Annotated in this window: 21 protein-coding genes, 12 pseudogenes and 1 other annotated feature; of the genes and pseudogenes, 2 read left to right on the top strand and 31 right to left on the bottom strand. The window is 31.2% G+C overall.

The features are described from left to right. Positions 1-15 precede the first annotated feature (15 nt). The 26 genes and pseudogenes from PL321_RS14705 to PL321_RS14615 all read right to left on the bottom strand — a co-directional run bounded on the left by PL321_RS14705 (position 16) and on the right by PL321_RS14615 (position 17,566). On the bottom strand, positions 16-525 hold the full coding sequence (locus tag PL321_RS14705) for a QueT transporter family protein (RefSeq protein WP_273962516.1): 510 nt from the start codon (positions 523-525) through the stop codon (positions 16-18). 13 nt (positions 526-538) lie between these two features. Further along, a pseudogene (locus PL321_RS14700) lies at positions 539-745 on the bottom strand (YlbF family regulator); the annotation flags it as partial. 16 nt (positions 746-761) lie between these two features. Continuing rightward, entirely contained in the window at positions 762-878 is a 117-nt protein-coding gene (locus PL321_RS14695) for a YlbF family regulator (protein ID WP_273962515.1), read from the bottom strand. A 17-nt stretch (positions 879-895) separates the two neighbouring features. Next, positions 896-2,496, bottom strand: a pseudogene (locus PL321_RS14690) (ribonuclease J). A gap of 230 nt (positions 2,497-2,726) precedes the next feature. Beyond that, positions 2,727-3,178, bottom strand: a pseudogene (locus PL321_RS14685) (Fur family transcriptional regulator). 458 nt (positions 3,179-3,636) lie between these two features. After that, on the bottom strand, positions 3,637-4,020 hold the full coding sequence (locus PL321_RS20340; protein WP_337960860.1) for a nucleoside recognition domain-containing protein: 384 nt from the start codon (positions 4,018-4,020) through the stop codon (positions 3,637-3,639). Further along, positions 4,020-4,259 (bottom strand): hypothetical protein, encoded by a 240-nt coding sequence (locus tag PL321_RS20335; protein WP_337960859.1) that lies wholly within the window; start codon positions 4,257-4,259, stop codon positions 4,020-4,022. The genes PL321_RS20340 and PL321_RS20335 overlap by 1 nt, the downstream gene beginning before the upstream one ends. A gap of 11 nt (positions 4,260-4,270) precedes the next feature. Beyond that, positions 4,271-4,636 carry a nucleoside recognition domain-containing protein gene (locus tag PL321_RS20330; protein ID WP_337960858.1) on the bottom strand — a complete coding sequence of 122 codons (366 nt, stop codon included), beginning with the start codon at positions 4,634-4,636 and terminating at the stop codon, positions 4,271-4,273. Between the two features lie 86 nt (positions 4,637-4,722). Further along, positions 4,723-4,917: a hypothetical protein gene (locus PL321_RS20325; RefSeq protein WP_337960857.1), complete on the bottom strand. Its 195-nt coding sequence runs from the start codon at positions 4,915-4,917 to the stop codon at positions 4,723-4,725. Positions 4,918-4,964: 47 nt separating this feature from the next. After that, a complete protein-coding gene (locus PL321_RS20320) occupies positions 4,965-5,363 on the bottom strand; it encodes a FeoB small GTPase domain-containing protein (protein WP_337960856.1) in 399 nt (132 codons plus the stop codon). A gap of 109 nt (positions 5,364-5,472) precedes the next feature. Next, on the bottom strand, positions 5,473-5,619 hold the full coding sequence (locus PL321_RS20315; RefSeq protein ID WP_337960855.1) for a FeoA domain-containing protein: 147 nt from the start codon (positions 5,617-5,619) through the stop codon (positions 5,473-5,475). A gap of 229 nt (positions 5,620-5,848) precedes the next feature. Further along, the gene (locus PL321_RS14670; protein WP_273964599.1) at positions 5,849-6,223 is read right to left on the bottom strand and encodes a DNA/RNA nuclease SfsA; all 375 of its coding nucleotides are present in this window, start codon (positions 6,221-6,223) and stop codon (positions 5,849-5,851) included. Continuing rightward, complete coding sequence (locus PL321_RS21645) at positions 6,219-6,422, bottom strand: hypothetical protein (RefSeq protein ID WP_443110798.1); 204 nt, start codon at positions 6,420-6,422, stop codon at positions 6,219-6,221. The genes PL321_RS14670 and PL321_RS21645 overlap by 5 nt, the downstream gene beginning before the upstream one ends. Positions 6,423-6,507: 85 nt before the next feature. After that, complete coding sequence (locus PL321_RS14665; RefSeq protein WP_273962514.1) at positions 6,508-6,786, bottom strand: DUF1292 domain-containing protein; 279 nt, start codon at positions 6,784-6,786, stop codon at positions 6,508-6,510. A 64-nt stretch (positions 6,787-6,850) separates the two neighbouring features. Further along, positions 6,851-7,262, bottom strand: a pseudogene (gene ruvX / locus PL321_RS14660) (Holliday junction resolvase RuvX). A gap of 9 nt (positions 7,263-7,271) precedes the next feature. Further along, positions 7,272-8,218, bottom strand: a pseudogene (locus PL321_RS21640) (aldo/keto reductase). Between the two features lie 53 nt (positions 8,219-8,271). Continuing rightward, the gene (locus tag PL321_RS14650; RefSeq protein ID WP_027308317.1) at positions 8,272-8,526 is read right to left on the bottom strand and encodes an IreB family regulatory phosphoprotein; all 255 of its coding nucleotides are present in this window, start codon (positions 8,524-8,526) and stop codon (positions 8,272-8,274) included. A gap of 42 nt (positions 8,527-8,568) precedes the next feature. Continuing rightward, positions 8,569-11,202 (bottom strand): annotated as a pseudogene (gene alaS, locus PL321_RS14645) (alanine--tRNA ligase). Between the two features lie 80 nt (positions 11,203-11,282). After that, positions 11,283-11,487, bottom strand: a binding site (T-box leader). 35 nt (positions 11,488-11,522) lie between these two features. Further along, a pseudogene (locus PL321_RS21635) lies at positions 11,523-12,022 on the bottom strand (AI-2E family transporter). 465 nt (positions 12,023-12,487) lie between these two features. Then, on the bottom strand, positions 12,488-12,718 hold the full coding sequence (locus PL321_RS21630; RefSeq protein WP_443110797.1) for a hypothetical protein: 231 nt from the start codon (positions 12,716-12,718) through the stop codon (positions 12,488-12,490). A 20-nt stretch (positions 12,719-12,738) separates the two neighbouring features. Continuing rightward, positions 12,739-12,999 carry a PRC-barrel domain-containing protein gene (locus PL321_RS14640; protein WP_273962513.1) on the bottom strand — a complete coding sequence of 87 codons (261 nt, stop codon included), beginning with the start codon at positions 12,997-12,999 and terminating at the stop codon, positions 12,739-12,741. A 95-nt stretch (positions 13,000-13,094) separates the two neighbouring features. Further along, positions 13,095-14,163: pseudogene (gene mnmA, locus PL321_RS14635) on the bottom strand (tRNA 2-thiouridine(34) synthase MnmA). 15 nt (positions 14,164-14,178) lie between these two features. Then, entirely contained in the window at positions 14,179-14,601 is a 423-nt protein-coding gene (nifU, locus tag PL321_RS14630) for a Fe-S cluster assembly scaffold protein NifU (RefSeq protein WP_273962511.1), read from the bottom strand. 2 nt (positions 14,602-14,603) lie between these two features. Further along, a pseudogene (gene nifS, locus PL321_RS14625) lies at positions 14,604-15,789 on the bottom strand (cysteine desulfurase NifS). Between the two features lie 2 nt (positions 15,790-15,791). Then, positions 15,792-16,235: an RrF2 family transcriptional regulator gene (locus PL321_RS14620; RefSeq protein WP_273962510.1), complete on the bottom strand. Its 444-nt coding sequence runs from the start codon at positions 16,233-16,235 to the stop codon at positions 15,792-15,794. Positions 16,236-16,373: 138 nt separating this feature from the next. Then, positions 16,374-17,566 (bottom strand): annotated as a pseudogene (locus tag PL321_RS14615) (replication-associated recombination protein A). A gap of 216 nt (positions 17,567-17,782) precedes the next feature. Here PL321_RS14615 and PL321_RS14610 point away from each other — a divergent pair. Then, positions 17,783-18,547: a putative ABC transporter permease gene (locus tag PL321_RS14610; protein ID WP_273962509.1), complete on the top strand. Its 765-nt coding sequence runs from the start codon at positions 17,783-17,785 to the stop codon at positions 18,545-18,547. A gap of 85 nt (positions 18,548-18,632) precedes the next feature. Here PL321_RS14610 and PL321_RS14605 read toward each other — a convergent pair whose 3' ends face one another. Further along, positions 18,633-18,833 (bottom strand): 4Fe-4S binding protein, encoded by a 201-nt coding sequence (locus PL321_RS14605; protein ID WP_273962508.1) that lies wholly within the window; start codon positions 18,831-18,833, stop codon positions 18,633-18,635. 356 nt (positions 18,834-19,189) lie between these two features. Between PL321_RS14605 and gltS the strand changes: the two are divergent. Further along, a pseudogene (gene gltS, locus PL321_RS14600) lies at positions 19,190-20,373 on the top strand (sodium/glutamate symporter). Between the two features lie 12 nt (positions 20,374-20,385). Here the strand turns inward: gltS and PL321_RS14595 are convergent. The 4 genes and pseudogenes from PL321_RS14595 to murB form a co-directional block, all read right to left on the bottom strand. After that, the gene (locus PL321_RS14595; protein WP_273964597.1) at positions 20,386-20,586 is read right to left on the bottom strand and encodes an aminotransferase class I/II-fold pyridoxal phosphate-dependent enzyme; all 201 of its coding nucleotides are present in this window, start codon (positions 20,584-20,586) and stop codon (positions 20,386-20,388) included. 11 nt (positions 20,587-20,597) lie between these two features. After that, positions 20,598-21,101, bottom strand: coding sequence for a pyridoxal phosphate-dependent aminotransferase (locus PL321_RS14590; RefSeq protein ID WP_273962507.1), 504 nt, complete (start codon positions 21,099-21,101; stop codon positions 20,598-20,600). A gap of 91 nt (positions 21,102-21,192) precedes the next feature. Continuing rightward, a complete protein-coding gene (locus tag PL321_RS14585) occupies positions 21,193-21,357 on the bottom strand; it encodes a hypothetical protein (protein ID WP_273962506.1) in 165 nt (54 codons plus the stop codon). Positions 21,358-21,482: 125 nt separating this feature from the next. After that, positions 21,483-22,395 (bottom strand): annotated as a pseudogene (gene murB / locus PL321_RS14580) (UDP-N-acetylmuramate dehydrogenase). Positions 22,396-22,556: the final 161 nt, after the last annotated feature.

The following is a 22,556-nucleotide window of genomic DNA, read 5'->3' as shown; positions in this document are numbered from 1 at the left end:
TATCATAACGATATCCTATATAATAATCATATCTATTTTACGAAAAATGAATATGATTGTCAACGTGTGTGTTTTTGTCAAAATCTCAATTGCAGTCGCAAGGATAACTCCTAAAATACCAGCTGATAAAAATTGTCCAAATCCAATTGTACCAACTGTAGCTAAATATGGAGTATAAGACATTTTGCTAACCCATATTGGTATAATAAGTGCATTTAAAAGAATTGGTGGTAAAACACCTATATACATATTAGGAGCTTTTGAAGTTAGATAAGCTGCTAATAATGTTGTTAAACTTCCAAAAACAATATCTACTAAACCAAAACCACCAAAAATATTAGCAAACATACATCCAATAAAAAGCCCGGGTATAGCTGCTGTCTCATAAAGTGGTATTATAGTTAAAGCTTCAGCCACTCTAAATTGTATAGGACCATAAGAAAAACTGGCAAAGGGTAGCGTTAATACAACATAAAGTGCTGCTATTAGTCCAGCCTTTACATAAAATATAGTAGGCTTTTTCATATTTTACCCCCTTCTAAATATTGTTTAAATCAATATCCACAGCTTCACCTAAAATTCTTATTATATCCTGCCACAAAATAGAGAATCTTCTCTCAGCTTCTAAATATTCTCTAATTACTGAATTATGCTGTACAATGCTATATAGATTGTTGATAGCCTCCATCTCTTCCTTTGTTATTTGAACTCCCTGAAGCTGTTTTGAATAAACTTCAAATTCTTTTTTCTTAAATCTTCAATTATTTTTTGTTTTCTTCATTTTCTTTAACTTTTTCCATTAACCTTTTGTACTCAATTACTTCCTGTGAATTTTTAAGTAATCTTGCAAGTTCGTGGGCCTTATCATAAATATTCATCCTAATCCCCCTGTATTTTATATTTCCATAATTATTGGAAGAATCATTGGATTACGCTTAGTTTTTTCATATAGATAAGTTTTAAGCTCATCCTTAATATTTGACTTAATTGTAGCCCAATCCTTTATTTGGTTTATTACACAATTATCTAAGACCTTTTTACAATCTTCTTAGATTCTTCTATCAAATCCTCAGATTCTCTAACATATACAAATCCTCTTGATATAATATCAGGTCCAGCTATTACTTTGCCAGTTTCCTTTTCTATTGTAACTACAACAGTTAAAATTCCATCCTGTGAAAGATGTTTTCTGTCTCTTAAAACAATATTACCTACATCACCTACTCCAAGTCCATCTACAAGCACCTGTCCAGCTGCAACATTTCCATTTATTTTAGCATCTTCGTGTGTTATTTCTAATACCTGACCTATATCTGCAATAAATATGTTATCTTCATCCATACCTAATTTTTGTGCTAAAAGTGAATGTTGCTTTAGATGTCTGTATTCACCGTGGACCGGCATAAAATATTTTGGTTTAACTAAAGTATGTATTAATTTAAGCTCTTCTTGGCAAGCGTGTCCTGAAACGTGTATATCAGCAAGTGACTCATAAACTACGTTTGCACCCTTCTTAAACAGCTGATTGATTACTCTTGATATAAACTTTTCATTACCTGGAATAGGCGTTGCTGATATTATAACTAAATCTCCCTTTTGTATTTCTACTTTCTTATGTTCTGATACAGACATCCTTGCTAAAGCAGACATTGGTTCTCCTTGGCTTCCTGTTGTTATAATAACTATTTTATGATCTGGATATTTATTAATGTCATCTATACTTATGAATAAATCTTCTGGAATTTTTAAATATCCAAGGTTTGAGGCAACCTCAACAATATTTTCTATACTTCTTCCTGAAATAGCAACCTTTCTTTTATACTTCATTGCAGCATCAATAATCTGTTGAATTCTGTGAACGTTTGATGCAAAGGTTGCAACGATTATTCTACCTCTTGTTTCATTGAAAATCTTTTGGAATGTTTCACCAACTGTTCTCTCTGACATTGTATAGCCAGGTCTTTCAACATTAGTACTATCAGCAAGAAGTAATACTACGCCTTGTCTACCTAATTCTGCTAATCTTGCAAAGTCCATAACCACACCATCAATTGGAGTATAATCTACTTTAAAATCACCTGTATGTAAGATAGTACCTAATGGTGTGTGTATAGCAAGAGAGCAGGAATCAGCAATACTATGGCTATTTTTTATAAACTCCACACTTATGTTATTGAAAGTTATAACATCATTATGCTTTACAACCTTTAATGTACAATCACTTAATAGGCCGTGCTCCTTTAGTTTTGTTTCAACTATTCCAAGAGTTAAACGAGTACCATAAACTGGTACATTCAACTGTTTTAAAACATATGGTAACGCTCCAATATGGTCTTCGTGCCCGTGGGTTAAAACTATACCCTTTACTTTACTTTTATTTTTGATTAGATATGATATATCTGGTATTACTATATCTATACCAAACATCTCTTCCTCGGGGAACATCATACCGCAATCAATCACAATAATCTCATTTTTATATTCTACAACAGTCATATTTTTTCCAATTTCATTAACTCCTCCAAGAGGAATTACTTTTACCTTTTCTTTTCTTGTCAAAAATTTCCCTCCTTTTTATTTTATAGCCGAACATTACCAATACTGCTATTATACTTTATATTAACATAGTTAATCAACTCAAATATTTCATTCTTTTTTATTTTTTACATTTTGTAAAAACAATACTTAACCATTGCATAAATTTATAAATTATAAAAAGGCAGCATTTACTGCCTTAAGTTTTTCCTACATTCACTGCAATATCCATAAAATTTTACGTTGTGGTCATTTATTTTAAAATTATATTTTTCCTCTATTTTTCTTCTAAAACCTCAAGAAGATCATCTTCAACCTCTTCAACTTTTCCACAACCTTTGCATACTAAATGATGATGCTGATGATCCTCTTCATCGTGTACTAATTCGTATCTATTACATCCATCATCAAAATTAATCTTACAAATTACACCCATCTTCTCTAATAAATTAAGTGTTCTATATACTGTTGCAAGCCCTATATCAGGACAATTTTGTTTAACAATGTCATATATTTCTTCAGGTGATAAATGTTTACCTTCATTTTCAATAATTACATCAAGAACAGCTCTTCTTTGTGGTGTCAATTTATATCCTTGGCTTTTTAAATCTTGCTTTAGTTTTTCAGCATCCTCTTTAAACATAAATAGCACCTCAACTTCTAATATATGTTAATTTGAGTGTACACTCTAATCGTTTTATTGTCAAGTGATATCCAATTGAAAATAAAATTTATATTCATAAATTATAAATCTTTATTACATATGTGATCTATATAAAATATTCTACAATGTATTACTAAAAATCATAAAATTTCATTTAAATAAATAGTTAAAATAATATAAAAGGTTATAAAAAATTACCCCTCGAATGGATTTAAAATAAATTAATACATAAGAAATCCTTCAAGGGGACAAACATATTAAATACTTTACATAGTCTATTATTTTATACAAAATCAACTTTTCTTAAGTTTACACTTAAGGCAATTACCTGAACACTTCAAACAAGAATTTAATTCCGTTCTACATCTTGGACATATTGTAGAATTTTTTACCAACATACCGCAGGTTGGACACTTAATTTCCATTTAATCATCTCCTTATACAATCAAGAAGGCCAAAATTCCTCCAACTAAAAATGCCAGTACAAAACTACCTAACCATATTAAAGCCGCTTCCTTTTTAGAGCGCTCTTTGAAAATTACTATTATTGAAGCAATACAAGGTACAAACAATGTAATAGTAACCAAAGCAACAACTGTCTGCTCAGGTGATAAACTTAATTCAGTAAGACCTGCTGCCCCAAAATCTCTTCTTATTATACCCATAATAAAGGCATTTGCAGTTTCCTTTGGAAGTCTTAAAAAGCTTTCTGTTATTGGTTTAAATAAATCTTGTATTTTATATATTATTTTTGTTTCTTCTAATAAAGTTATAATAAGAGCACCTAACGCAAATAAAGGCGTTGCTTCCTTTAAAAACATTACAGTCTTTGTCCACGTCTTTTTAATACGTTAGATAGTTTAGGTAATCTCATAGGTGGAAGATCTATAAACAGTTCGGATGATTCACCAGGCAATGTTTTATTTAAAACTGTACCAGTTAATGCAAATACTATTAGTATTGTAAATGCATAAATAAGTATATACTTAACTCCAAGCGGTGCAATCATTCCAGCAATTACACCAAGCTGAGCAGAACAAGGGATTGTAAATCCTAACAATATAGTTGCTATTATTTTTCCCTCTTTGTTCCCAGAAGTCTTGTTGTAATAGTTGCCATTGTTATACAACCAAACCCTAATATAATTGGTATGATTGCCCTTCCATTTAAGCCGAAGAAGGATAAAATTCTATCAACCAAAGCTGCTATTCGAGGTAAATAACCAGAATCCTCCATAATAGACATAAAGAAATAAAAAGCAATTACAAGTGGCATTAATAATCCAATTACATAAGTTGGAGTTAATGTCATTATCCCAAACTCACCAGCTAAAAGCCTATACATAAAACTGCTTTCATTAAAGAATTTTAAAACAATACTTCTTATAAAAGGTTCATAGTATCCTGCCATTATTGTTTCCTCAGTAACTCCAACCACATCCCCTGCGACCCATACACCAATCACCTTAAATATTAAATAGAGTACTAATATTAATATTGGTATTCCTGTTAATGGGTTTAAAGTTAAGGTACTAATTTTTGTCTTAATATATTACCTTTACCTTCTTTAATTATTACGTTTTCAACTATTTTATCTACTCGTTCTCTTCTTAATCTATAAACTTCTTCTCTTTTACCTAAGGTTTTAATGTTTAATCTTTGTGAGGTTGCTTCATCATCTTCAAGAAGCATTAGTGCTTCACTTTGGTGTTTAACCATATTTTTAAATTCTTCAAGATATTCCCTAATCCTACCATCTATATTCCCTACTCTTGCATTTTTATGTTGTTTTTTACTTCCTCAATTCCCTTTCCCTTGACTGCTACAGTAGGAATTACTGGTACACCTAAAAGTTGACTTAACTTATCTATATCAATTTTTATACCATTTCTTTCTACATCATCCATCATATTTAGAGCGACAATAACCGGTTTGCCCATATCAATAATTTGTAGAGTAAGAAATAAATCTCTCTCTAGGTGGAGTGCATCTACTACATTTAGAATAACATCCCCATAAAGAATTACATCCCGTGCAACTCTTTCTTCATCATTAAAGGATGATACTCCATAAACACCTGGAGTATCAAGTACAACATAATCTTGATATTTTCCGTGAGAAATATCTACAGTTGTACCTGGAAAATTAGATACATCTACATACATTCCTGTTAAAGCATTAAAAAAACTGACTTCCCTACATTAGGATTACCTGCTAAAACAAGCTTCTTATAACCCTTAGGAATGTCAATTTTTATACCTCCACAGCATTCCATTATGCCCCCTCCTTTATAACGTCTATTTCTATTTTTCTGGCCAAAGTTCTTCCTACAGCTATTTCTTGCATTCTATTACTTAAAATTACTGGTCCAAAGGGGATTTTTAAAGAACAATCTACCTTTGCACCTTCATAAATTCCCAACCTTATAGCTTGGATTTTTATATTTTCATCATTTATTTTTTTATATAAATTTTTTGTCCCTTTTTTGCCATATCAAGGGTCATAATAACATCCCCTTCTTAGTATTGAAATTCATTTTCAATTATATTATAATCCTATTGATAATGATTGTCAATATCTAATTTTACAGGAATTTCATCTGAAATACTAATTTCATCCAAAGTTACATTGCAACGATAACACATTATATCTACCCCATTTCCTTTGCCTTTATAAGCGATTTGTAAAATTTTTCATCTATCTCTTTATAAGGAATAAAGCAACTTGCATAATCCATAAAAGCAACAAATATTATTTTACTTTCATAGCCTAATCTCTTTAATTCAATAAGTTCTTCTACGTGTCTTCGTCCTCTTTCTGTAGGAGCATCTGGAAATCTTGCTATTCCATCTAATTCATAAGTAGCACATTTAACTTCTATAAATATATTTCTTTCTCCAATTATGCAAAAATCAAATTTACTATTACCATAGGTTACCTCCCTTTTCAAGTCACCATCACCTAAATATACCATTTTACTTTTTATCGCCTCCTCAAAAACTCTATTTGCTAAGCTTGAGTTAATACATATTAGTCTCCCTTTTTTCTACAAACATTAAAGAATACTTTGTTTTACGTTTAGCACTTTTACTTTCCAACAGGTATACCCTTACATTGGGTATAAGCAACTCCTTTAATCTTCCTGTATTTGGTACGTGAACTAACTCTTCGCAACCATCTAATTCAACAATAGCTTCAAACCTGTTTAGCCTTCTTTTAAATATCGCTTCTTTTTATTGCCTAATATCTTAAAACCCATAGTACTCCTCCTTTTGCATAAAAAAGGATATACCCGAAGGTACATCCTTTTTATTCTTCATCAAATTCGAAATCTTCGTCGCTATCTAACCATTCTTGATATGCTTCAGCAACCTTTTCAAATTCTTCATCATCTTCTATAACTGAAAGTACTTCTTGGCCATCCTCATCAACTTCAACCTTAAATACTACAGCATCTTCTTCTTCTGAATCAACTGGATAAAGTACATAATAAACATTACCATCAACTTCAAGATCAGTTATGAATTCAAAAGATGTTTCTTGACCATTTTCATCTGTTAAAACGATTACGTTATCCATATTTTCCATAAAATTCACCTCTTTCTTGTTTATAATTAGATTGTAAGTTTTATTTTAAAAATTGTCAACTAAATTATTTCTTTATTTTGTCAAGGTATCCTTGTAAAATATATGTTGCTGCAATTGTATCTATTACTTTTTTCTTTTTGACCAATGCATATCAGCCTCTATCAACATTCTTTCTGCAGCAACTGTTGTAAGCCTTTCATCCTCTAATACTATTTCTAAACTGCATACTTCCTTTAATTTATCACAAAAATTTAAAACTTTTTCACTTTGAGGCCCTAATGTACCATTCATATTCTTTGGCAAACCAACAACTATCTTTTCTACATTATATTCTTTTATAATATTTAGTATCTCTTGCAAATCTTTTTAATACCTATTCTTTTTATTGTTTTTACACCCTGTGCAGTCCAACCTAATGGATCACTAACTGCAACTCCTATAGTTTTATCTCCTACATCTAAACCTAATATTCTCATTTTATCCTCCTATACAATTTTTATGCAAAAATCTCTGCAATATTGTGAACAATAACCACATAAAAGACATTTTTCTAAATTAACATTTGCCCTGTTGTCTTTTATTTCTAAAGCATTATTTGAACAAACATCTACACATTTACCACATCCTGAACACCATTCCTCAATCAAAAGTCTCTTTTTTTATTTTTTAATTTTAATTTTAAATTTTCATCTATTGAACGACCTTCAAATTTTGAAATATTGGCTTCTACCTCTTCTATACTTTGCATACCTAAAGCTATAGAATGTATGTGAGGAATATTTAAGACAAAATTTAAACATTCATCATAGGAGTTAATTAAATTTCCTCCTCCTAAGGGTTTCATAGCAAAAATTCCCTTACCATTTTCGTAGGCTAATTTTACAGCCCTTAACATATCATCAATGGTACCGTCAATTATCCCTAATCCTTTAATGTTAACAATTGGATGTATAACCTCAATTTCAGGAATAGTAGCAGCCGCCTCAACAACCTCTACAGCGTGAGTTGAAACACCAACTGCTTCTACAATACCCTGTTTTTGCATCTAATAAATATCTTAAAGCCTCCCAATGCCCCTTTAGTGTTAATCTACTCTCTTGTTCGTGTAACATAAATATACCAATCTTTTTTAACCCCATACATTCTAAGGCTTCTTGAACACTTTCCTTCATACCCTCATAGGTATAATCATAGGATTTTGACGAGACTATTATATTTTTATTTTTGTAATTTCTAATGCCCTTTTAATATATGGATAAGTCTTATATAATTTAGCAGTATCTATAAAATTTACTCCTTTATCAAAGGCATAGGCAATAATTCTGGCCCCATCCTCTACAGGTAAATTTGCCTGAAGCGGTCCTACAGTTAAACTACCAAAACATAGCTTTGATACCTTTAAATTTGTTTTACCTAAATAATAGTATTTCATAATTATCACCCTTTTAAAACTAAGTTGCATTGGGAAAATCCCAATGCAACCCTTTACTTGTTTTCAAGATATACTTTAAACAATTCTTCTAAAATTTCATCACGTTCAACTCTTCTAATTATAGTTCTTGCACTTTTATGACTTGTTATATATGTTGGATCACCAGATAATATGTATCCCACAAGTTGATTTATTGGATTATATCCCTTTTCCTTTAATGCTTGATAAACCTCATCTAATACTTCTCTAACCTTTTGATTAGGTTCAAACTCAAAATTAAACTTCATTGTTTCATGGTGCTCTGCCATAATAACACCTTCCTTTGTTTATTCTTTATACATAATATACCATTATTTTAACATTGTTTCAACAATATCAATTACTTTATTTAAAGCTTCATCTATCTTTAAGGCATCTCGTCCACCAGCTTGTGCAATATCTGGTCTTCCTCCGCCTCCACCACCTGCTATTTTAGCAACTTCCCTAATAATATTTCCTGCGTGAGCACCCATTTGTACTGCATCTTTACTTGCCATTGAAACAAAAACTACTTTTCCATCCTTACTACTTGCAAGCACAACTACGCAGGCACCTAACTTTTCCTTTAACCTATCTCCTAATGTTCTTAATCCATCAGCATCCAAATCTACCTTTGCAGTAGCAACCTTTACTCCCTTTATCTCCTTTGCAGAATTTACAATTTCATCTGCAACACTGCTTGCCATCTTACTCTTTAATACTTCAATCTCTCTTTCTTTTTCCTTAAGCTCATTAACAAGTCCTTCTGCCTTTCTTACTACTTCCTTAGTTGTACTCTTTAAAACCTTTGAAACTTCATATAATGTAGCTTCAACTGAATTAACAAATTCAAGGGCTCCTCTACCTGTTACAGCTTCAACTCTTCTTATACCTGCTGCAACTCCACCTTCTGAAATTATTTTAAACATACCAATTGATGATGTATTTGTTACGTGGGTACCTCCACAAAGTTCCATACTAAAGTTGCCTATTCTAACAACCCTGACTTTGCTTCCATACTTCTCACCAAACAATGCAGTAGCTCCCATTTTTTAGCTTCATCTAATGAAGTTTCTATTGTCTCAACACAAAGGGCCTCCAATATCTTTTCATTAACTAATGCTTCTACCCTCTTTAACTCTTCACTTGACATTGCTTCAAAATGTGTAAAGTCAAATCTTAGCCTATCGCCAGCAACTAAAGAACCTGATTGTTCAACGTGACTTCCTAAAACTTCTCTTAATGCCTTGTGTAATAGATGGGTTGCAGTATGGTTTCTTGCAATATCATAACGTCTTTGTACATCAACCTTTGTAGTTACATCAATATCTTTATTTAATTCACCCTTATTTACCTTACATATGTGTATTATTTTGTTATTATGCGTCTTTTTACAATCTAAAACCTTTACTTCAAAACTATCTCCAACTATTACACCTGTATCTCCTATTTGGCCACCCATTTCTGGATAGAAGGTTGTCTTATCAAGTATTAATGTAACTTCATCATTTTGCTCTGCTCTATCAACAAATTGTCCATCTTTGATTATGTAAAGTATTCTTGCATTAGTTTCTAAAGTGGAATACCCTATAAACTCAGTAGTAATGTCTGCTGGAAGAGTAGAATATATATCTAAATCTGTTCCCATATAGTTAGTTTCTTCTCTTGCAGAACGAGCTCTATCCTTTTGAATCTTCATTTCCTTTTCAAAGCCTTCTAAGTCAACAGTCATATTTTGTTCTTCTAAAATTTCTATTGTAAGTTCGATAGGGAAACCATATGTATCATATAATTTAAATGCACTTTCCCCATCTAATATATTTTGATTCTTAGCTTTTAAATCCTCAATATATCCATTTAAAATACTTAATCCTTGATCTATTGTTTCATCAAATCTTTCCTCTTCAAGCTTAATTACCTTCTTTATAAAATCTCTCTTTTCTTCTAATTCAGGATAAGCCTTCTTTGAATTTTCAATAACAACATCACAAATTTCATATAAAAGGCATTATTTATTCCAAGAAGTTTACCGTGTCTTGCCGCTCTTCTTAAAAGCCTTCTTAGAACATATCCACGTCCCTCATTAGAAGGAAGTATTCCATCACTTACCATAAAAGTAACACTTCTTATATGGTCTGTAATAACTCTTATTGAAACATCCTTTTTATCATCTGAATTATACTTATAGTTAGCAACTTCACACACCTTATCTAAAATAGCTTTTATTGTGTCTACCTCAAATATTGAATCTACTCCCTGCATAATAGTTGCTATTCTTTCTAATCCCATTCCAGTGTCTATATTTGGATTTTCAAGTTTTGAATATGTACCATCTTCTTCTTTATTAAATTGTGTGAATACAAGATTCCAAAATTCAATAAATCTATCACAATCGCAACCTACTTTACAATCTGGTTTGCCACATCCTTTATCTTCTCCTCTGTCAAAGTAAAGTTCTGAACAAGGTCCACAAGGTCCTTGACCTATTTCCCAGAAGTTATCCTCCTTACCCATTCTATAAATTCTATCAGCAGGTACACCAACCTTCTTTGTCCATATTTCAAAGGCTTCATCATCATTTTCATAAATAGTTACATATAATCTGTCCTTTGGAAGTTTTAAAACCTCTGTTGCAAACTCCCACGCCCATTGTGTTGCCTCTTCTTTAAAATAATCTCCGAAGGAAAAATTACCCAACATCTCAAAGAAAGTACCGTGTCTTGCTGTTTTACCAACTCTCTCAATATCTCCAGTTCTTATACACTTTTGACAAGTTGTAACTCTCTTACTTGGCGGAATTTCCTGTCCTGTAAAATAAGGCTTAAGTGGAGCCATACCGGCATTTATAAGCAATAAACTTTTATCATTTTGAGGTACAAGCGAAAAGCTTGGTAATCTTAAATGTGCTTTGCTTTCAAAAAAGATAAATATTTTTCTCTAATCTCATTTAAACCCATATAGTTCATTCATCTAACCTCCTTAATATATATAATCTTAAGTAAATTAACACGAAAATAAATGAAATAAAAATCCTTCATCCCTCAAAATTAGGGACGAAAGATTACTTCCGCGGTACCACCCTATTTACCATTATGGTCACTTAAGGCCTTAACGCCAGCCAACGGTTATGCCTACTAAATTTTCAGCACACAGCTTAGGGACTGCTTCCATACCTATCTGTAAAGGTTTGCACCAACCACCTTCTCTCTAAAACAGAATTAGTATGTACTCCTTCCCTTCATTGCCTTTTAAAATATTTTTTTCATTAAATAATTATAAGTTACTTTTATAATTCCTGCAATAGGTACTGATAATAAAAGTCCAATTCCTCCAAAAATTTTCCACCAACTATTAATATAATAATAACATAAATTGGGTGTATTCCAAGGCTATCTCCTAAAATTTTAGGTGCAATAATACTACTTTCTACCTCCTGAATAATAAAGAAAAAAACAGAAACAAAAATTGCTTTATTTACTGACTGAGTTAAAGCAATAACAAAGGCTGGAACAAAACCTAATACAGGCCCAAAGTAAGGTATAATATTGGTAAATCCATTAATAATAGTAATAAAAGTGGAAATCTAATTTTAAAGATAACAAGTCCTATAAATGTAAAAATAGAAATAATCAATGATAGGATAAGCTGTCCCTTTATATATCTTCCTATAATTTCATCTATATCCTTTGCTAATTCAAAAATTGAATCTCTAAATTTAGATGGTATTAAATTTATTATCTGCTTTTTAAAATATGATGTATCTATTAAGAAATAGTAGGTAAAAATAGGAGTTAAAAGATATAATGGTACTTTTTTGATACAAGAATTGTATTTACAAATAGTTTATCTAAATACAAAGTAGTACTGCTTTTTGCTTTGTTTAGTAAAATTTCAATATTACCCTTTAAATATGTTGGCATTCTATTTAGAAATAAAAAGTATCTTTTAAGTGTTTCTTCTATTATATCTATGCTTGAGGCTATTATAAAAAGTTCTTTAATTATACTTGGTATTATTACAAAAAAATGAACATAAAAAAGATAAAAATAAATATAAGCGAAACAAAAGAAGCTAATTTAGATGAAAAACCCCTTTTCTCTAAATGTTTTTTATAGGATTTAATACATAAGCAAATATAATAGAAATAAGAATTGGTTCTATTAAATCTCTTATTATAAATAAAACTGCAACAAAGAAAATAAAAAATAATAAATAAATTAACCATTTATTTTCCCTATTCATAATTAAACACTACCTTAGTAATTTATTTAACGATGCTCTTTTTAAAATTCTAATGTCATCATTTACTACAATAAATTTAGATTTAAATTTGGTGTCTCCATCAACTAAAATAATATTTCTTCCATTTATCAAATCATTTATTAATCCGTTTGTTATACAAAGAGCTTTTATTTCACCAGTGTATTCATCAAATATTACATCCTTTAAGCTACCTAAATAAGTTGTATTTTTTGAAAAAATGCTACATCCTAATCTGTCTGCTAAGCTAATTTTTTTAAAAGATTATACTTTATTCTACTTAACGCTTTATCAAGGTTTGAGATAATTATAACTTCTGATACAATATTAATCTGTTTAGGTGTTATTAAATAAAACCTATTTAATATTCCTCTTCTTTTTGAAATTATATATCCTGTTACATGTAGTTTTTTAAAATCAAATAGAACATCTATTACTTTTCCTATATAATCTCCCGAATATGAAACAACCCTTTTGTTAAGAATATCTGTTAACTTTTTCATACTATCACCCCTTTTTAGATATTTTTGCAAAACATCTAAAAAATACCCAGCAAAAACAAAAATAAGTAGGAAAAAGGGTAACACCTTCTTCCTACTTATTTTATAATTCCTCCACCTACAACTATATCTCCATCATAGAATACAACAGATTGCCCCTTAGTTATTGCCCTTTGAGGTGTTTCAAATTTCACTAAAACACCATTTTCATAGGGCTTTATTGTTGCATTTGCTTCTTTTGCTGAATACCTGATTTTTGCTGTAACCTTCATTTCACCTTCAAGTTTCTCAAAAGGAATAAAGTTAACATCTTCAGCATATAAAGTATCTTTAAATATATCCTTTTCATCTCCAATAACAACTAAATTCTTCTCTGGTATTATATCAATAACATAAACAGGCTTTCCTAATGATAGTCCCAGTCCCTTTCTTTGTCCGATTGTATAATGCACTATACCCTTATGTCTTCCTAATCTATTTCCATTAACATCTACAAAATATCCAGATTTAATTTCATCTGGTCTTCTTTCTTTTATAAACCCTGCATAATCATTATCAGGAACGAAACATATTTCCTCGCTATCCTTTTTATTTGCAACAGACAGTCCTATTTCTCTTGCTATTTCCCTTACCTTATCCTTTGTATATCCACCAAGAGGCATAAGTGTATGTTCAAGCTGATATTGAGTCATATTGTATAGAACATAGGTCTGGTCCTTCTTATCATCTTTAGATCTTTTAAAAGATATCTTCCTGTTTTTTCATCCTTTTCAATTATAGCATAGTGACCAGTAGCAATATACTTAGCACCAAGCACTTCTGCCCTTTTAAAAATTCATCAAATTTAATGTATTTATTGCAGGCAATACAAGGGTTCGGTGTTTTACCTGCTAAATACTCATCAATAAAGTAATTAATAACCTTTGATTCAAATACATCTTTAAAATTTAAAACATAGTAGGGTATATCAAGTTTTGCTGCAACTCTTGTAGCATCATTAACTGCAGAAAGAGAACAGCATCCTCCTTCTCTCTCTTCAAACTCTACATTTCTTGGTATAACCTCCATAGTTATACCAATAACATCATATCCTTGTTCCTTTAGCAAATATGCAGCGACGGAGCTATCTACTCCGCCGCTCATACCTATCACAACTTTTTCCTTCATACCTTCACCTACTTATTATTCGTGATGATGATGGTCGTCATCGCCACTAAATCTGTCTTCCCAAGGTTCTAATCCTTGTTTTATTCTATAATCATTAATTGCTCTATGGATTGCTTGCTCTGCTAAAACTGAGCAGTGCATCTTAGCAGGTGGCAGTCCATCTAAAGCTTCTGCAACCGCAACATTTGTAAGTTCCCAAGCTTCTTCTAAGGTCTTTCCCTTTATTAATTCTGTTGCCATTGAGCTTGAAGCAATTGCAGATCCACATCCAAAGGTCTTAAACTTCACATCCACTATTCTATTGTCTTCTACCTTAAGATATATTTTCATTATATCTCCACATTTAGCATTACCAACTTCACCAATGCCATCAGCATTTTCAATTTCTCCAACATTTCTTGGATTCATAAAATGGTCCATAACTTTATCACTATACATTATTATTTTCCCCCTTCTTTAATAAATGATTCGTATAATGGTGACATATCTCTTAATCTTTGTACAATTTGAGGCAATACGTCTAAAACATAGTCAACATCTTCCTCTTTATTTAGATCTCCAAGACTAAGTCTTAAGGAACCATGTGCTATTTCGTGTGGTAGGCCTATCGCCATAAGTACGTGTGACGGATCTAATGAGCCAGAAGAACAAGCACTTCCTGTTGAAGCACATATTCCATAATGATCAAGTAATAGTAGTAAAGATTCTCCCTCTATGAAATGGAAGCTAACATTAATGTTTCCTGGAAGTCTCTTCTCTGGATGTCCATTTAGTTTTGTATAAGGAATTTTTTCCATAATTCCTTTAAGAAGTCTATCCCTCATTGACTTTATTTTTTGTTATGTTCTTCAATATTTGTTGTTGCAAGCTCTATTGCCTTTGCTAAACCAACTATTCCAGGAAGATTCTCTGTACCTGCTCTTCTTTTTCTTTCTTGTCCTCCACCGTGAATTAAATTATCTATCTTTACACCTTTTCTTATATAAAGTGCTCCAACTCCCTTTGGTCCATAAAATTTATGTCCAGCAAGAGAAAGCATATCTATATTCATCCCTCTAACATCAATCTCAACATTGCCAACAGCTTGAACTGCATCAGTGTGGAAATATATTCCTTTTTCCCTTGCAATCTTCCCTATTTCTGCTATTGGTTGAATAGTTCCTATTTCATTATTAGCGAACATTATTGTTATTAAAATTGTTTTATCTGTTATTGCATTCTTTAAATCCTCAAGATTAATTAAACCATATTCATCAACATCAAGGTAAGTTACCTCAAAACCTTGTTTTTCAAGGTATTCACAGGTATGTAAAACAGCGTGGTGCTCTATTTTAGTTGTAATAATGTGATTTCCTTTATCTTTATTAGCAAAGGCTACCCCTTTATTGCCCAGTTGTCAGCTTCTGAACCTCCACCTGTAAAATATATTTCATCAGGTAATGCATTTAGTGCCTTTGCAACCTTTTCTCGTGCTTCTTCTATAGCTGCCTTTGACCTTCTACCAAAGGTATAAATAGAGGAAGCATTTCCAAACTGTTCAGTAAAGTAAGGCATCATAGCCTCTATAACTTCTGGCTTAGTATATGTTGTAGCTGCGTGGTCCATATAAACAAACCTTTTTTCCATATTTATTCTCCCCTTTTGATACTTGTTATAATATTCATTGATTTATAGTCATTAACCATATCTTCTAAGGTTATTGAATGGGTAACTTGATTGACACTATCCCTTATTTTTATCCATAAAAGTCTTGTTGCACAATACTCTACTCGTGAACAATTATCTTCATCTTCTATACACTCAGAAATCTCAATAGGACCCTCTAATACATCTAATACATCTCCCACCGTTATCTCTGAAGGTGGTCTGCTTAATACATATCCACCCTGTGCACCTCTTATACTTTTTACAAGTCCTGCTTTTCTTAAGGATCCAAACAATTGTTCAAGATAATATTCAGATATATTTTGTTTTTCTGATATTGTTTTTATAGATAAAGGCTCACTACCATAATTAAGAGCAAGCTCAAACATCGCTTTAACTCCATACCGTCCTCTTGTTGATAGTTTCAAATTGATCACCTCAAATTTATTTCCGAGTAAATTAATAGGATTTTCATCTTCAGATTATCATAGCCGAGTAATTTTGTCAACTTTAAATTTAAAATTATTAAATTTTGCATTAAGTATTATTTCTACATTACATCTATATTATTCACTTATTTCCTTTAATTTGTTAAGCCTCTCTTTTATTTTTGATTCATATCCTATATTTTTAGGTATATAATACTTTTTACCAATATGAGAAGCAGGTAAATAATCCTGTTTAACATAGCCATTGTAGTCGTGGGGATATTTATATCCTATTCCTCTATTTAATTTATTTGCACCTTTATAATGTGCATCTCTTAAATAAGGGGGACTCCAGAATCATTATTTCTTTTTACATCCTCTAATGCACTGTCAATGGCTACATAACAAGCATTACTCTTTGGTGCACAGGCAACATATGCAGCGGCCTGTGCTAATATAATCCTTGCCTCAGGAAGTCCAATCATATTTACAGCTGTTGCTGCGTTAGTTGCTACAACTAATGCCATAGGATCTGCATTTCCTACATCTTCACTTGCACATATCATAATTCTTCTTGCTATAAACATTGGATCTTCCCCTGATTCTATAAGTTTTGCAAGATAATATATTGCAGCATCTGGATCTGTACCCCTCATACTTTTAATGAAGGCAGAAATTAAATCATAGTGGTAGTCTCCATTTTTATCGTATAAGATAATTCTCTTTTGAATGCATTCATAAGCATCCTCTAAAGTAACCTTAATTTTACCTTCAATACTTTCAGATGTTTTTACCGCCATCTCCAGTGCATTCAACGCACGTCTTACATCTCCTCCAGAATTAGTTATGATATATTTTAATGCATCTTCATCTACTTCAACATCATACTCTTTTAGACCTTTTGGGCTAACTAATGCTTTCTTTAAAACTTCTATAATTTCTTCATCCGATAATTCTTTAAGTTCAAATATCATAGATCTGGATAACAAAGCTTTGTTAACTTCAAAATATGGATTTTCTGTTGTAGCACCAATTAAAATAACTATTCCTCTTTCAACATAGGGCAATAATGCATCCTGCTGCAGTTTATTAAACCTATGAATCTCATCTATAAAAAGAATAGTTCTTCTGGAATTATATTTTAAATTATTTTGTGCCTCTTCAACAATTTTTTTAATATCAGATACTCCAGATGAAACTGCATTTATTTGTCTAAATTCCGATTTTGTTGTATTTGCTATAATCATAGCAAGAGTAGTTTTACCTGTACCAGGAGGACCATATAATATTATAGAGGACAAATTATCTGTCATAATTGCTCTATACAGCATTTTATTTTTCCCAAGTATATGTTTTTGTCCAACAAACTCATCCAATGTCTCTGGTCTCATTCTTTCAGCCAGTGGTCTATTATCTTTGTTACTATTAAGTAAATCAAACATATCCATTTAAAATTCACCTCAAATTGATTTTTTGTACTAAGTGGTATAATTATTTATTGTCATCAAACAAACAATAATATCTATCTTTTGGGGGAGGGAATAACTTTGAATAAATTTTATTATATATTTCTATCTTTTCTAATCTACGCATTTTTTGGTTGGATTATAGAAGTATTATACCATATTTATAAAGATAAACGTTTTATTAATAGAGGATTTTTGTATGGGCCAATATGTCCTATATACGGTTTTTCAGCAGTAGTTTTTATTATAACTTTAGCTCCATTTAAAAATAATCCTCTAATAGTATTTCTAATCGGTTTAGTGATTGCAAGTATTATTGAATATTTAACTGGATATTTACTTGAAGTTTTATTTCATTCAAAATGGTGGGATTATTCTAATGAAAGATTTAATATTAAAGGGTATGTCTGTCTAAAATTTTCAGTTTACTGGGGTGTCTTTGCAGTTATATTTATGAATCTTATTCATCCAAAAATAGATAAATTGATTTTATGCATTAATGAAAAATTTAATATATGGATCTATAACGTTTTGCTAACTTGTATTTTATTAGATGCCCTTTTAACAATAAACAACCTTTTTAAATTAAAATCAATATATATTGAATTACAGGATATTTTAACAGAAATTAAAAGTACAATAGAAAAATTAAGTGAAACAGTAAGTATAGAAGCAAGATTAAAGCTTGAAAGCAGAATTGAAACTCTAAGCTATGTAAAGGAAAAAATTCTAAGCAAATTGAGCTTTAAACAAAAATTACTTCTACGTTCTTATCCCAAAATAAAATCCAATAAATTCGAAAATGCACTTCAACACATAAAAGAAAGATATAAATTAAATGGTTAAAAGAAGAGTTCCATCTGGATTTTTAAATTAACTATTTTAATCCAAAGATGGAACTCTTTATTTTTAAAGAGATTTATAATACCTTCTACTTCATTGTAATCGCTCTGGCAGGACAATAATTAACGCACTTACCACATCCAACACACTTGTCCTCATCAACCTTAGATATACCACCACCAAAAATTCCTGCCCTATCTTGAGTTATTGCCCCAACTGGACAAACCCTCTTAGCTGGGCAAAATGGTGATCTATCACACTTTTGTGGATCAATATATGCCTTTTTCATTCTAACTCCTCCTTTATACCTGTATGGGGTATAATTAATTATAATATATAGATTCAAAATTATCAAGTATATGCATTTCACTTATCTTGTGCATAGTATATATAATAAACAATTATAAGGGTGATAGTATGCCAACTGATTTTCACTATACTATTGATACTCCTGCAGTTTGTGCAACTATTTTGGCAGTTTATTGTTAATCTATTTTAAAAATGTATAATTTTATTATAAAAAATGCCTAATTTTTTGCTATTTTCTTAATTCCATTAATAAATTATTAAAAATATTGTTGACTTTTTTCGAATTTTCTGTAATTATAAAAATATATGACAAAATTTTTGCATAAGGGGATTATTATGGAACTAAAACTCGACATGATTCAAACGGTCGGACTTGCCGTAGTAATTTACTATTTGGGTGTATTCATTCGCTCAAAAGTAAAAGTACTTGAAAAGTTCTGTATACCTGCACCAGTTGTTGGTGGACTTTTATTTGCAATTGTAAATCTTATCCTAAGAGAAAATGGTATTTTAAAGCTATCTCTTGACACAACTCTTCAAAAACCTTTTATGTTGGTATTCTTTACAACAATAGGTTTAACTGCCAGCCTTAAGCTACTTAAAAAGGTGGACTCGCTGTATTGGTGTTTTTCCTTTGTACTGTAGTTCTTGTACTTCTTCAAGATACATTAGGAGTACTTGTTGCAAAGGCTGTTGGGGCAAATCCATTACTTGGACTTATAGCTGGTTCAGTAACAATGGTTGGTGGTCACGGTACAGGTGCAGCTTTTGGTGAACTATTTGAAAAATCTTACGGATTTAATGGAGCTGTAACTGCTGCTATGGCAGCTGCTACATTTGGACTTATTATGGGAAGCTTAATTGGTGGACCACTCGGAAGAAAGCTTATTGTTAAGCATAACCTAAAATCCCACGCATCAGACTATTTAGATGAAGTTGCAATTACATCAGATAATGTAAATTATGAAGAAATGTTTAAAACATTTACTGTAATCATAATATCAATGTCATTAGGTGCTGTACTTGAATTATGGTTCAAGAGTAAAAACATCACATTGCCTTCATACATAAACGCTATGATAATTGCAGCAATTATCTTAAATATTGGTGAATCTACAGGAAAATATCATATTAATCAAAAATGTGCTGACATTTTAGGCTCAATAGGATTAAATGTTTTCTTATCAATGGCTTTAATTGGACTTAAACTTTGGGAACTTAAGGAAGTTGCTGGTCCAATGCTTGCAATACTAATTGTACAAACAGTACTTATGGCTCTATTTGCATATTTCATCATATTTAGATTCAATGGTAAAGACTATGATGCAGCCGTTATGGCAGCAGGAACTTGTGGATTTGGTATGGGAGCAACTCCAAATGCAATGGCTAATATGACAGCAATTTCTGAAAAATATGGTCCTGCACCTAAGGCATTCTTCGTAATACCAATAGTTGGTGCTTTCCTAATTGACTTTACAAACTCAATAATAATAACAACCTTCGCAAACTTCATAAAATAACTATAGGGGCGATTATTCGCCCCTTAATATTTCCTCAAGTGATTTTATAAATCTTTGACACTGTTCCATAGTACCTACTGTAACTCTAAGCCAACCTGGCATATCAAACAAAGAACCCGGTCTCACAATAACTCCCATTCTTAATAGTTTATTAAATACATCCATATCGTCCTTTCCAGTATCAATCATTACAAAATTTGCTTGGCTTTCTATGAAATTTAAACCTAATCTTCTGCATTCATTGTAATAATATTGTCTTCCGTCTTCATTTTTTTAACTACAAATTTTAAAAAATCCTCATCCTCAAGAGCTGCTATACCTGCCTCCTGTGCAATTAAATTTGTATCAAAGGGCCCAATAACTGAATTCATATATTGTGTAATTTCTTCACTTGCTATACCATACCCTAATCTTAAACCTGCAAGACCATAGGCCTTTGAAAAAGTTCTTAAAATAACTATATTTTCATATTCATTAAGAAGTGGAATTGTATCTGGATAATCCTTATCATTTACATACTCTCTATATGCCTCATCTATTACAACAATTATATTGCTTGGTATATTCTTTAGAGCCCACATTAATTCATCCCGTTTAACTATTGTTCCAATAGGGTTATTTGGTGTTGCAAACCATATAATTTTTGTTTTTTCGTTTATAGCCTTAACCATACCTTCAACGTCTAATCTATAGTCCTTCATTTTCACCTTTATAACTTTTCCACCCATTATTTTTGCAGAATCCTCATATCTTTGATATGTTCTGCAAGAGCTCTCTTTAATTCATAGTTTGATGCATCTGGATAAAGGTTAATTGTGTCTACGGCATTAACCATTGCTTTTTTACTTTTTCTGAACAACCATATGGATTTTCATTTGATGCAAGTTTTATTATGTCATCTAAACCCAATTGTCTTTTTACTTCACTAATTGGTTTACCAGCCTGATAAGGCCTAACCCCTCTTATAGCCTCTCTAATTTTCACGTTACCCCTCCTAAATTAAATAATACTGCCTACTATTATAATAACTAATTTTTTATATCTTCTCAATGATTTGTTATGAATTTTTTGAATATTCTTATGTATATTGTTAAAATAATAGGCGAGGATTAATCCTCGCCTATTATTTTAACTTCTGTCTCTAACTTAACTCCAAACTTTTCAAATACAACCTCTTGAACGTGTTTAATTACCTCAAGAACATCCTTAGCAGTTGCATTATCATAATTTATTACAAATCCTGCGTGTTTTTCTGATACCATTGCACCACCAAATCTATATCCCTTAAGTCCTGAATCTTCAATAAGCTTTCCTGCGAAATATCCCGTTGGTCTCTTAAAGGTACTTCCTGCACTTGGGTAATTTAAAGGCTGTTTTTCTATTCTACGTCTATTTAGTTCCTCCATATAGCCTTTAATCTCATCGTAATTACCCTTTTCAAGATTAAAGCACGCCTCAACTACCACAAGGTTTTCCTCCTGAACCCTGCTATGTCTATATGCTAAATTCAACTCATCCTTCGTTAGTTTAATTAATTCTAATTTATCATTTAAACATTCAGCCCATTCAATAACATCCTTAATTTCGCCTCCGTATGCCCCTGCATTCATAGCAACGGCACCTCCAACCGTACCTGGAATTCCAGAGGCAAATTCCATACCCTTTAATGAGTTTAGCAGGGCTCCCTTGCAGTATTTGAGAGTGAAGCACCCCTCCTGCAATTATTTTATTTTCCTTTACTATAATATAATCAAGTCCAGTTAATTTTAGAATAACTCCTCTAAAACCACCATCTTTAACTATTAAATTACTTCCTTTACCTATAATAAAATAAGGAACATTATATTTTTTTATCAATTCTAAAGACTTTATTAGTTTTTCTTTAGAATTAGGTATTATCATTATATCACAGGGTCCACCCACTCTAAAGGAGGTATGATTTTTCATAGATTCATCAAACTTTATCTCATTTTCATCTAAAAAGGATTTTAAGTCTATTTTAAGCTCATCTATATTCATCATTTCAACTCCTTTTTATTTTTTAAGCAATTTTAAGTATATATATAATTAATGCAGAAATCAAGCATAATGTTACAATCTAAAACATTTAATGTATTTTTTTACTTTATGTTTCTTTTTATATAAAAATAAAAATGCCCTATGATTAGATTATAGAGCACCCA

It is taken from the genome of Caloramator sp. mosi_1, from assembly GCF_028622835.1.
In the GTDB taxonomy this organism is placed as follows: domain Bacteria; phylum Bacillota; class Clostridia; order Clostridiales; family Caloramatoraceae; genus Thermobrachium.
The sequence above is the reverse complement of the archived record's forward strand: the minus strand, read 5'-3'. Positions and strand labels throughout refer to the sequence as shown.